Below are 11,785 nucleotides of genomic sequence, written 5' to 3'. Positions count from 1 at the left end.
GTCTGTTCAAGCCGCCATGACGACCCGCGGCCGGACGGTGGCGCCGCCGCCTCAGCCCGGCAGCGCGCCCTCCCCCCGCCGTCGCGCGAGAAGCTGGCGCAGGAACGGCGGCGCGATGAGCGCGAGCCCGATGAGCGTCGCCGTCAGATCCGGCGCGATGAGCAGGAAGGCAGCCGCTCCGAGCAGCAGGCGCTCGAAGAGCCAGAGCGGTGCGAGCAGCCAGTTGGCAATTGCCGAGGAAAGCGCCCAGACCCCGAGCACGGCGCCCGCGAAGGCCAGCACGAAGGAGGACCAGGTAAACCCGTCGGTCACGAGCAGCAGCGAGGGCGAGAAGACGAAGACGAAGGGCACCAGAGCCTTGCCCATGCCGAGGCGGAACGCGGTGTTGCCGGCCTTGAAGGCGTTCGCCCCGGCGATCCCCGAGGCGGCATAGGCCGCGAGCGCCACTGGTGGCGTGATGTCGGCCAGCACCCCGTAATAGAAGACGAAGAAATGCGCGACGAGCGGCTGAACCCCGAGAAGGGCGAGAATGGGCGCCGCCACCGCGATCATGATGAGATAGTTCGCGGTCGTCGGGATGCCGCAGCCCATCAGGATGCAGACCACCGCCGTCATCATGAGGGTGAAGAGCAGCGTCAGCGTGGAGATGCCCATGAGCTCGAAGGGCAGGAAGCCGAGCGCGGCATGCACCGAGCTCGCCCAGTTCGCCGCGACCGAGGTCACCATGTAGGCGATCTTGAAGCCGACGCCGGTGAGGGTGACGACCCCGATGATGACGCCGACGAGCGCCGCAGCCGCCGTGACGGAGAGCGAGTATTTCGCGCCGACCACGAAGCCGTCCCAGAGCTCGCGCACGCTTTCGCGCGCCGCCGTTACCGGGTCGTGGCGCAGCAGGTTCTGGATCACCAGCACGAGGATGCAGGAGAGGATGCCGTAGAACGCCGCGAGGTAGGGCGTGCGGCCCGAGAGCAGGATCGCCACGAGCACGAAGAGCGGCAGCGTGGTGAGCCAGCCCGCCTTGAACACGGCCCAGGCCACCGGCAGCTCGTCCTTCGAGAGCCCGCGCAGGCCGCGGCGGCGCGCCTCGAGATGGACCTGCACCAGCACGCCGAAGAAATGCATGAAGGCCGGGACAAGGGCTGCTGTGAGGATCGTGGTGAGGGGCACCCCGAGGTATTCGATCATGAGGAAGGCGACCGCCCCCATCACCGGCGGCGTGATCTGGCCGCCGGTGGAGCTCGCCGCCTCGACTGCGGCGGCGAAGTGGCGGGGATAGCCGATGCGGATCATCGCCGGAATGGTCAGGGCGCCGGTCGTCACCGTATTGGCGATCGAGGAGCCCGAGATCGAGCCGAGAAGCGCCGAGGAAAGCACCGAGACCTTCGCAGGGCCGCCCGCATAGCGCCCCGCCACCGCCGAGGCGAGGTCGATGAAGAGCTGGCCGAGGCCAATGCGCGTCGCGAGCACCCCGAAGAGCACGAAATGGAAGACATAGGTCGAGATCACCCCGAGAGCCGTGCCGTAGATGCCCTGGCTGGTGAGGTAGAGATGATTGACGATCATCCGCCAGTCCGAGCCGGGATGGGTGAGCACGCCGGGCATCGACTGGCCGAACCGGGCATAGGCCAAGAAGAGGATCGCGATCACCGGCAGCGGCCAGCCCATGGCGCGCCGGGTCGCCTCGAGCAGGATCACGATGAGGATCGTGCCCATCACCACGTCGATCGGCAGCGGGTCCCCGACCCGGAAGGCGAGATCGTTGAAGATCCAGGGCACGTAGAGCGCCGAGACCGCGCCGGCGATGCCGAAAACCCAGTCGTAGAGCGGCAGGCCGAGCGGCGCGAGCGGGCCGGGCTTGGGCGTGCGTGCCCGCTCCCAGGCCGCGAAGGTCATGAAGATGAGCGCCAGCGTGAAGGCGAGATGGACGCCACGATGGAGCGTCGCCTGCGGAATGCCGAAGCCTGCGGTGTAGAAGTGGTAGCAGGAGAGGATGAAGAGCGCGGAGGCCGAAACCCAGTGCAGGAGCGGCGGCAATGGCCGGAAGCGCACCTCCGGGTCGAACTGTTCCTCGAGGGCCTTCATTTCGGCCTCGGTCAGACGCTCGCTGCGCTCGCTCTCCTGCGACATGCCGTCCCTCTCTGTCACCCCGGTGATCGGAAGCCCGGGGGCCGGGCTTCCGCAGCGTCGTTCCTGCGCGGTGCGGAAAGGCGCCGCCCTCCCCGGGCGACGCAGCCCGTCATTCGATCAGACCGGCCTCGCGGTAGTATTTCTCCGCGCCGGGATGGAGCGGGATGCCGATACCGTCGAGCGCGGTGTCGATCGTGATCTCCTTGCCCTTCTGGTGGCCCGCATCGAGCAGCTTGCGGGTGTTCTCGTTCCAGAGTGCCTTGGTGATCTCGTAGATGAGCTCCTCGGGCTGATCGGCGCTGGTGACCCACTGCGCCCCGACCGAGATCGTCGTCACGTCGCCATCGACGCCCTCGTAGGTGCCGCCGGGCACGGTGTTCTCGGCGAAGAAGCGGTATTCGTCGAGGACCGTGGCGGCTTCGGGGCCGGAAATCGGCACCAGCGTGATGTCGTCCTGGCTCGCAAGCTCGGCGATCGCGCCGGCCGGGAAGCCGCCGACGAAGAAGAAGGCATCCATCGCCCCGTCGCGCATGCGCTCGGCCGCCTGGTCGGGCTTGAGATAGGCGGGCTTGATGTCGTCCTCGGTCAGGCCATAGGCCTTGAGGATGATATGCGCATCGACGAGCGTGCCAGAGCCCGGCTCGTCGAGCGAGACGGTCTTGCCCCTGAGATCACCGACCGAGGTGATGCCGGAATCGGCCGAGGCCACGAGGTGGATCGTCTCGGGATAGAGGTTCGCAATGGCGCGGAGCTTCTCGACCGGTTCGCGGCCTTCCCAGATGCCGGTGCCGGTCTGGGCCCAGGTCGCGACGTCGGACTGCGAGAAGCCGCTTTCGAGCGAGCCCGAGGCGATGGCGTTCACGTTGGCGACCGAGCCGTTGGCCGAGAGCGCGGTGGCGATCAGGCCCGGCACGCCGCAGGAGCCGCCTTCGTCGCAGGGCCGCGAGCCCGGCGGGCTCGAGATCGCGTTGGCGATCAGGCCGCCGATGGGATAGTAGGTGCCGGCCGTGCCGCCGGTGCCGATGCGAAAGAACTGGGGTTGCTGGGCGACGGCCACGCCGGAGACCGCGAGCCCGGTCAGAAAGACTCCCGCCAGCGTGAAGTGTCGTCTGTTCATGTTGCGCCCCTTTCAAAGGTTCAGGCTTAAATCCGATTGGCCAAGACAAGCATGGGGGGCCGCATGGCGCAATCCACGCGGCCGTGAAGCCGGGCTTTCCGGACCAACATAGATGAAATGCCTCAAATCACGGCAGGTTCCGGTCCGGATCCGGCGGAAAGGATGCGAAAGCTCCAGGGCGCCAGCATCACTTTCGTATCAGGGCCGACCTCGAGCGCGGCGCCGGTCTCGAAATCCCGGTAGCGGCCGTGGTGCAGCGTCTCCTCGAACCCGACCTCCAGCGCCTCGGGCGAGAAGTTGAGCACGGCGAAGACCCGGTGTGCGGTGTTCGCCCGCACGAAGCTCAGCACCTTGCCCGGCGCGTCGTTCACCACCAGCACCATGCGCGCGCCCCAGGGCGCATTCCAGAGCGCGGTGTTTTCGGCATGGAGCGCGAAGAGCCGCTGGTAGAGATCGCCCACAGGGTGCGGACGCCATTCGATCGGATCGCGTTCGAAGAATTTCAGCCGCTTCTCGTTGCCCGCCTCCTGGCCGCTGTAGATCATCGGCATGCCCTCGCCCACCACCGAGAGCGCGATGGCGGGCATGAGCGCGGGGCCCATGGATTCGAACTGCGTGCCTTCCCAGGAATTCTTGTCGTGGTTCTCGATATGGGTCATGCGCTGCGCCTCGGAGGGCCAGCCGCATTCGTTCTGGGAGTAGTAGACGTAGAGCGCGAAGACATCCGCCTCGCCCTTGCCGATCTTGTGCAGGATGTCCCACCAGCTCCAGGCGTAGGTGGCATCGAAGGCCCCGGCGTGGAGATCGCGGGCCTCCCATTCGGCGAGCAGGAAGACGGGCTTGATCGCCTCGAGCTCGTGCCGGGCGTTCTCCCAGAAATCGACCGGGACGTAGCCCGCCACGTCGCAGCGGTAGCCGTCGATATCGGCCTCGCGCACCCAGTAGGTCATTGCCGCGGTCATGTATTCGCGCAAGGCGGCGCTGGAATAGTCGAGGTCGATGATGTCGTCCCAGTCCCACCAGGGCGTGGGGCGGAAATCGCCCTTCCAGTTGCGGGCATACCACTCGGGATGTTCGTCGCGGAGCGGGTTGTCCCAGGCGGTGTGGTTCGCGACCCAGTCGAGGATCACCCGCAAGCCGAGCCCGTGGGCGGTGCGGACGAAGGAGCGGAGCGCTTCGAGATCGCCGAACTCCGGATTGACGCCGTAATAGTCCTTCACCGCGTAGTAGCTGCCGAGGCTGCCCTTGCGGTGCATCTCGCCGATCGGGTGGATCGGCATGAGCCAGATGATCGTCGCGCCGAGCGCGCGGATCTGCGGAAGGCCCGCCTCGGCGGCGGCCAGCGTGCCTTCCGCCGAGAACTGCCGGATGTTGAGCTCGTAGACCACCGCGTTCTTCGTCCATTCGGGATGGGTGAGCCGGACGAAGGGCTTCGGGGTGTAGCGCGCCGCGGCAGCGGGCAGCACGGTGGCGGAGAGCGCGGCGAGGGCCGGAAGGTCGGAGAGCCAGTCGATCATGCGGGCGGGGTCCACTCCTTGGTTGGCGGCGGGGCCGAGCCTATGCGCCATGGCGGCGGGGCTCAACCATGGCGGGCGCGGAAGATGCGGGGGGTCTCCTGGCGGTGAAAGCGGGGCGTTTCACCGTGAAAATGTGGAAATGCCTTTGAAATCATTTGATTTTAGAGTCAACAAATCATGAATCGGCGCGGTTTCGCTCCCTGTGAGCCGATCTTCCCCAAGAAGCGGCTCCCTCGAAAACCGGCCTCCGCCGCCGCCGCGGGATCAGGCGCGGCGGGCGGAATAGAGGATGATGCGGGCCGGGAGGCGGGCGCCGTCGGGGGCGGCGAAGGGCGCGAGGCGGCGGCCGAGATCGGCGAGAATCGCGGCGCGATCGGCCTCGGTGCCCTCCTTCTCGCGCAGGATGCTCGGGATCGGGCCGACATTGCCGGCAAGGGCGAGGAGTGCGGGCAGGCCGCCGGGATGGTGGAGCGTGACCGTGCACGCCTCGCCCCGGCAGGCGACGAGACCGGCGGCCTCCATCAGCGCGCAGACGCGGGCGGTGTCGGCGAAGGCCATCGGGCCGGGGCCGTCGGGATCGGCCGGCGCGACCGGACCGAGCCGGGCGACGGCCGCGGCGCGGGGTTCGGAGAACCACGGATTGGCGGCGGCCTCGGCCCAGCCCGCGAAGACGATCCGGCCGCCGGGGCGGAGGCTCCGGGCGAGGTTGCGGAAGGCCGCGACCGTATCGTCGAAGAACATGAGCCCGAAGCGCGAGACCACCGCATCGAACGCGGCCTCGGGCAAGGGGTGGATCTGGGTGTCGCCGTGGAGGAAGCGGAGGTTCGCGATCCCGGCCTCTGCGCGGCGGGCCTCGGCAATGGCGAGGAGCGGCTCGGAAAAGTCGATGCCGGTGACCGAGCCGCCGGGCAGCAGCAGGGGTGCCAGCGCAAGGCAGGAGGCGCCCGCGCCGCAGCCCGCATCGAGGATCGCCTCACCGGGGCGGGGGGCGAGCGCCTCGAGGAGCGGGCCGGTGGTGGCGGCGTTGAGCGTGTCGAGCTCGCCGGCCTGACGCGCCCAGTTCTGCCCGCCGGGGCCGGTGTTCCAGAAGGTGTGCTGGCCGTCGTTGCGGGTGGTCATGGGAGCCGACCCTCCTTCTGCTGCGGGTGCCCGCGGACATGAAAAGGGCCGCACCTCGCGGCGCGGCCCAACCGGATCATCGGGGCGGAACGCTCCGCCGGGACGGAATCAGACCGATTCGTCGATCCAGCTCTTCAGGCTCGCCTTCGGAGCTGCGCCGGTCTTGTTGGAGACAAGCTCGCCGTCCTTGAACATGAAGAGCGCCGGGATGCCGCGCACGCCGAACTGGGCGGGCAGGCCCGGGTTTTCGTCCACATTGACCTTGGCGATCTTGATCTTGCCTTCATATTCCTCGGCAAGCTCTTCCAGAGCCGGGCCGATCATGCGGCAGGGGCCGCACCATTCGGCCCAGAAATCTACCAGTACGGGCACATCGGATTTGATGACCTCGTCCTGGAACGTGTTGTCGGTGACCTTGACCGTAGCCATGACGGACTCCTCGCGGGTTTCGAAGTTGGGCTCAACCTATGAACGCGGGGGGGTAGGGTCAAGATGGGCTCCGGCGGCAGGAGAGGCTTGTGGCGGCAGGGGCGCATTGCCCGGCATGGTGCAGATTTGCGTCGACTCCGTGCAGGATCGCGGTCAACACTCTGGCAATGCCAGAAAATCCGGCGCGCCTCCCGTGCCGGGCGCCGATGAGGATGTTCCCATGCCCCTGCCCCAGGCCTTCGCCGGCCGGTTGCGATTGCCTGCCGTCGCCGCGCCGATGTTTCTCGTCTCCGGCCCCGATCTGGTGGTTGAGACCTGCCGGGCCGGGGTGATCGGGACGTTTCCCGCCCTCAATCAGCGCACGAGCGACGGGCTCGCGGCCTGGATCGAGGAGATAGAGGCACGGCTTGCGGCGGCCGGGGACACGGCGGCCCCCTACGGCATCAACCTGATCGTGCACCGTTCCAACCCGCGGCTGCAGGCCGATCTCGAGATCGTGGTGGCGCGGCGGGTGCCGCTCGTCATCACCTCGCTCGGCGCGGCGCGCGAGGTGGTCGAGGCGGTGCATTCCTATGGCGGGCTGGTGTTTCACGACGTGATCTCGCGGCGCCATGCGGAGAAGGCCGCCGAAGCGGGTGTGGACGGGATCATCGCGGTGGCCGCCGGCGCGGGCGGGCACGCGGGCACGCTGAGCCCGTTTGCACTGGTGGCGGAGATCCGGGAGGTGTTTGCCGGCACGATCCTGCTCGGGGGCGCGATCTCGACGGGGGCGCATGTGGCCGCCGCCCGCGCGCTCGGGGCCGATCTCGCCTATCTCGGCACGCGCTTCATCGCAACGCGGGAGGCGATGGTGTCGGAGGCGCAGAAGCGCATGATCCTCGAGAGCCGGGCGCTCGACGTGATCTACACGCCCGACATCTCGGGGGTGAACGCGAACTTCCTGCGCCCGAGCATCCGCGCGGCGGGGCTCGATCCCGATGCGCTGCCGCCGCACCGGGTGCTCGACATGGCAAGCGAGGCGAAGGCCTGGAAGTCGATCTGGTCGGCGGGGCACGGGGTCGGGTCGATCTCCGACATTCCCGGGGCGGGCGCGCTCTGCGGGCGGTTGATCGCGGAATACCGCGCGGCGGTGGCGGCCCTGGCGGCGGAGCCCTTCGCGGCGGGCTGAGGCCGGCCGGCACCGGGATGCCTGTCTGGATCGCGATGCAGGCCGGAACGGTGCTGGTTGGGCGCTTTTGACAGACCAGAATCCTTGTCCGCATTGCGCTGCAAGGCGGAACGGCTCTGGTTCCACGTTTTTGACAGACCAGAATCCTTTGCCGCATGGCGCTGCTATGCGGAACGGTTCTGGTCTAGCCCCGTGCGACGAGGAGCGCGCCCGCGGCGATCATCGCGACGCCCGCCCAGGCGGCGGGGCTGAGGCGCTCGCCGAGGAAGGTGGCGGCGAAGAGCGCGACGAGGACGACGCTGAGCTTGTCGATCGGCGCGACGCGGGAGGCCTCGCCCGCCTGCAGCGCGCGGAAATAGCAGAGCCATGAGGCGCCGGTCGCGAGCCCCGAGAGGGTGAGGAAGAGCGCGGAGCCGCGCGGGAGCGTGCCGATTCCCTGCCAGCCGCCGGTGAGCGTGAGGACGAGCGCGAGCCAGGCGAGGATCACCGCGGTGCGCAGGAAAGTCGCGAGATCGGCGGGGATGCCCGCGACGCCTGCCTTGGCGAAGATCGCGGTCAGGGCGGCGAAGAGGGCCGAGAGCAGCGCCCAGACGAGCCAGGCCGGGATCACCGGGTGGTCTCCGCGGCACGGAGCCGGGCGCGGAGCTCGGCCGGGGTCACGCCTTCAGCGCGGAAGGCGCGCAGCGCGCGGGCGTCGTCGCGCTTGGCGAGCCGCCGGCCGCTGTCGTCGCGGATCAGGCGGTGGTGGTGCCAGACCGGGACGGGGAGGCCGAGCAGCGCCTGGAGCAGGCGGTGGAGCGGCGTTACCTCCCAGAGATCCTCGCCGCGCACGACATGGGTGATGCCCTGGGCGGCGTCATCGCTCACCACGGCAAGGTGATAGGCGACGGCGCCGAGCTCCTTGCGGCCGAGCACCGCATCGCCGATTTCCGCCTGCATCCGGGCGGGATCGAGCACGTGCCGCCCGCCGTGTGCCGGGCCGGTTTCCTCGAAGGCGAGGCCGGGCCCGGCGTGGGCCAGCGCGCGGGCGAGATCGAGGCGGATCGCATCGCCCGGGCGGCGGCTCGACATCGGGCGGCCGCGGCAGGTGCCGGGATAGACCGCCGCCCCTTCGGGCGGGCTGCCCGCGCCTTCCTGCGGCGCGGAGAGGGCCGCGCGGATGTCGGCCCGCGTGCAGGAGCAGGGATAGGTGAGGCCCATCGCGGCGAGCCGGTCGAGGGCGGCCCCGTAGCGGGGGAGGTGCTCGGACTGGCGCAGCACCGGTTCGGGCCAGGAGAGGCCGAGCCAGGCGAGATCCTCGCGGATCGCCGCCTCGTATTCGGGGCGCGCCCGCGTGCGGTCGATATCCTCGATGCGGAGCAGGAATTCGCCGCCCGCGGCCCCGGCCATCTCCCAGGCGGTGAGGGCGGAGAAGGCGTGGCCGAGGTGGAGCCAGCCGGTCGGCGACGGCGCGAAACGGGTGCGGAAGCCCGCCACCGGGGCGCTCAGGCCGGCGCGGGCGCCAGCGCGGCAGCGTCGCGCCAGGCGGCGAGATCGGCCTTGGCGCGGTCGGTATAGCCGCGGTAGCGCTCCTTGCGCCCGCGCCGGCCGCCACGCGCCTCCGGGAGCGGCGGGAAGAGGCCGAAGTTCACGTTCATCGGCTGGAAGGTCCGGGCCTCGGCACCGCCGGTGATGTGGTTGACGAGCGCGCCCATCGCGGTGGTGGGCGGCGGCGGCGGCAGATCGCGGCCGAGGCGCTCGGCGGCGGCCATGCGGCCCGCGAGCAGGCCCATCGCCGCACTCTCGACATAGCCCTCGACGCCGGTCACCTGGCCCGCGAAGCGCAGTGCCGGGCGGGCCCGGAGGCGCATCCGGTCGTCGAGCAGGCGCGGCGAATTGAGGAAGGTGTTGCGGTGGATGCCGCCGAGGCGGGCGAAGGCGGCGTTCTCGAGGCCCGGGATCATCCGGAAGACCTTGGCCTGCGCGCCGTATTTCATCTTGGTCTGGAAGCCCACGATGTTGAAGAGCGTGCCGAGCGCATTGTCGCGGCGGAGCTGCACCACGGCATGGGGCTTCACCTCCGGCGCATGCGGGTTGGTGAGGCCGACGGGCTTCAGCGGGCCGAAGCGCAGGGTCTCGCGGCCGCGTTCGGCCATGACCTCGATCGGCAGGCAGCCCTCGAAATAGGGCGTGTCGCGCTCCCAGTCCTTGAACTCGGTCTTCTCGGCGGCGAGCAACGCGTCGATGAAGGCTTCATACTGGGCGCGGTCCATCGGACAGTTGAGATAGGCCGTGCGCTCCGCCTCGGTCTCACCCTTGTCGTAGCGCGACTGGAACCAGGCCCGGCTGAGATCGACCGATTCGAAATGCACGATGGGCGCGATCGCATCGAAGAAGGCGAGGCCGTCCTCGCCGGTGAGGCCCTGCACGGCCTGCGCCAGCGCAGGGCTGGTGAGCGGGCCGGTGGCGACGATGACGCTGTCCCATTCCGCGGGCGGCAGGCCCGCGATCTCGCCGCGCTCGATCGTGATGAGCGGATGGGCGGCGAGACGTTCGGTGATCCAGCGGCTGAAGGGCTCGCGATCGACGGCGAGCGCGCCGCCTGCGGGCAGGGAATGGGCATCGGCCGAGGCCATGACGAGCCCGTCGAGCGCCCGCATCTCCCAGTGCAGCAGCCCGACGGCGTTCTGTTCGTCATCGTCGGAGCGGAAGGAGTTCGAGCACACCATCTCGGCCAGCCCGTCCGTCTGGTGGGCGAAGGTGCCGGTCTGGGGGCGCATCTCGTGCAGGATGACGGGCACGCCGAGGCTTGCCGCCTGCCAGGCGGCCTCCGAACCGGCCATGCCGCCGCCGATGACATGAATGGGGGCGATCTTCTCCATCCCGCGCATCTAGGCCAGCGCGGTGGAAATGGAAAGAGCGGCGTGCGCGGGATCCGCCCCAACACGCAACGCCACCGCGCAAGGACTAGAATGCGCCCTCGCCCCACGGCGGCAGGATGAAACACCAGGAGGCAGGCTCGGTATGAGACCGCAACAGACAGAATCGCATCCCGCGCGCCGCACCGGAGCGCTCGCACACGCATGTGCCCGCCGACGGCCGGCCTCCGCCGACGGCGCAGCACAGCCATATTCACCCGATTTCATTTCAAAATAGGCGAGACAATCGATGATCAACTGGATGCAGGGCTATCTGAAACGCGATGCGGCGCAAAGGCGGCGCGCGTTCATAATGGATGCGGCGATCGTCGGGCTCGGTGTTCTGCTGATCGTGGTGCTTGCGAATTTCTGGATCCGTCTCGGCGAGCTGCGCCAGGCCCAGGCGCGACTGCTCGAGCGCAACACCGAGCTGTTGAACCAGGTTGTCGATTTCGAGAGCGAGATCGGCTACGGCGGTTTCATCCACAATTTCAAGAACGCGATCCTGCGGCCCACCGAACTGCTCTATCTCCACTCGGCCGAGGCCAATCTCGCCAGTTCGTTCCGGACCCTCGACAACATCTCGCGGCTTTCGGCCTCGGCCGGTGCGCCCATCGATCTCCTGCCCACCCGCAACACGCTGGAACAGTATTCCACGGCGTTGCAGCTGCTGAAGGAGCTGGCGGGCAGCGGCAAGTCCTCCCCGGAACTCGACCGGCTGGTGCGGATCTATGACGGCGACGCGATCGAGAACCTCGCCCAGCTCGTCGCGTCGGTCCGGCGCGACCTGATCCTCCGCATCGAGAGCCTCAACGAGCAGATCGATCAGCTGAGCGACTGGTTCTCGCTCGTCGGCGCAGTGCTGATGACGCTGAGTATATTCATGCTGCGCAAGCGGCAAATGGACACGCAGGGCCTGCGCGGCGCGGCCGGGCGGCAGACAGCCTATCTGCTCGACCAGATCGACGAGGGCGTGATCGGTCTCTCACCCCGGCGCGAGGTGATCTTCCTCAATGCCGCGGCGCGGCGACTGCTCGGTCGGGCCGAGGCACTGCCGCCCTTCATCTGGCCGGAGGCGATCCAGATCATCCCGGCGGGCACGTCCGAAGAAGACCTCGAGATCCCGGACCTGCTGGAGTGCGCGATTTCGGGCGAGAACCTCTCCAACGTCCTCGCGCGGATCACCCGGCCGGGCGGCAACGGCACGCGGCTCGTGCGGTTCACCTGCCATGAGGTGACGGATGAACTGGCCCGCCCGATCGTCTCGGTCGTGGTCATCATGCGGGAGTCGAGCTATCTGCCCGAGTTCGACAATCTGGGCTCGCAGACCAGCCTCGGCTTCGCGCCGAGCTGAGCCCCCCCATCCGGCCCGCAGGGGGCCGGTGCGCGGGGCCGTCGCCCGGCTCTCCCC

At 69.0% G+C, this 11,785-nt stretch carries 10 protein-coding genes; 2 read left to right on the top strand and 8 right to left on the bottom strand.

Annotated features, from left to right (window positions below):
* Positions 1-51 precede the first annotated feature (51 nt).
* From ACF66B_RS16500 to trxA, 5 genes are all read right to left on the bottom strand, one after another.
* A complete protein-coding gene (locus tag ACF66B_RS16500; RefSeq protein WP_111429888.1) occupies positions 52-2,127 on the bottom strand; it encodes a TRAP transporter permease in 2,076 nt (691 codons plus the stop codon).
* A 109-nt stretch (positions 2,128-2,236) separates the two neighbouring features.
* Positions 2,237-3,244 (bottom strand): TAXI family TRAP transporter solute-binding subunit, encoded by a 1,008-nt coding sequence (locus tag ACF66B_RS16495; RefSeq protein WP_111429889.1) that lies wholly within the window; start codon positions 3,242-3,244, stop codon positions 2,237-2,239.
* A gap of 122 nt (positions 3,245-3,366) precedes the next feature.
* Positions 3,367-4,812 carry an alpha-amylase family glycosyl hydrolase gene (locus ACF66B_RS16490; RefSeq protein ID WP_392663311.1) on the bottom strand — a complete coding sequence of 482 codons (1,446 nt, stop codon included), beginning with the start codon at positions 4,810-4,812 and terminating at the stop codon, positions 3,367-3,369.
* 213 nt (positions 4,813-5,025) lie between these two features.
* Positions 5,026-5,880: a class I SAM-dependent methyltransferase gene (locus tag ACF66B_RS16485; RefSeq protein ID WP_111429891.1), complete on the bottom strand. Its 855-nt coding sequence runs from the start codon at positions 5,878-5,880 to the stop codon at positions 5,026-5,028.
* A 108-nt stretch (positions 5,881-5,988) separates the two neighbouring features.
* Positions 5,989-6,309: a thioredoxin gene (gene trxA / locus ACF66B_RS16480; RefSeq protein ID WP_111429892.1), complete on the bottom strand. Its 321-nt coding sequence runs from the start codon at positions 6,307-6,309 to the stop codon at positions 5,989-5,991.
* A 220-nt stretch (positions 6,310-6,529) separates the two neighbouring features.
* Here trxA and ACF66B_RS16475 point away from each other — a divergent pair, with 220 nt between their 5' ends.
* A complete protein-coding gene (locus tag ACF66B_RS16475) occupies positions 6,530-7,477 on the top strand; it encodes a nitronate monooxygenase (protein WP_111429893.1) in 948 nt (315 codons plus the stop codon).
* Positions 7,478-7,661: 184 nt separating this feature from the next.
* On the opposite strand, the gene ACF66B_RS16470 is transcribed toward ACF66B_RS16475, so the two are convergent.
* The 3 genes from ACF66B_RS16470 to trmFO are packed head-to-tail and all read right to left on the bottom strand — an operon-like array spanning position 7,662 to position 10,338.
* A complete protein-coding gene (locus ACF66B_RS16470; protein WP_111429894.1) occupies positions 7,662-8,087 on the bottom strand; it encodes an EamA family transporter in 426 nt (141 codons plus the stop codon).
* Entirely contained in the window at positions 8,084-8,953 is an 870-nt protein-coding gene (gene gluQRS / locus ACF66B_RS16465) for a tRNA glutamyl-Q(34) synthetase GluQRS (protein ID WP_111429895.1), read from the bottom strand. The genes ACF66B_RS16470 and gluQRS overlap by 4 nt, the downstream gene beginning before the upstream one ends.
* 8 nt (positions 8,954-8,961) lie before the next feature.
* Complete coding sequence (trmFO, locus tag ACF66B_RS16460) at positions 8,962-10,338, bottom strand: methylenetetrahydrofolate--tRNA-(uracil(54)-C(5))-methyltransferase (FADH(2)-oxidizing) TrmFO (protein WP_111429896.1); 1,377 nt, start codon at positions 10,336-10,338, stop codon at positions 8,962-8,964.
* Between the two features lie 286 nt (positions 10,339-10,624).
* Here trmFO and ACF66B_RS16455 point away from each other — a divergent pair, with 286 nt between their 5' ends.
* On the top strand, positions 10,625-11,728 hold the full coding sequence (locus tag ACF66B_RS16455) for a hypothetical protein (protein ID WP_111429897.1): 1,104 nt from the start codon (positions 10,625-10,627) through the stop codon (positions 11,726-11,728).
* Positions 11,729-11,785 lie beyond the last annotated feature (57 nt).

Origin of the sequence: Amaricoccus sp. B4, assembly GCF_043226085.1 — a bacterium.
Classification (GTDB): Bacteria; Pseudomonadota; Alphaproteobacteria; order Rhodobacterales; family Rhodobacteraceae; genus Amaricoccus.
This window is presented reverse-complemented; position numbering and strand designations above follow the sequence as displayed.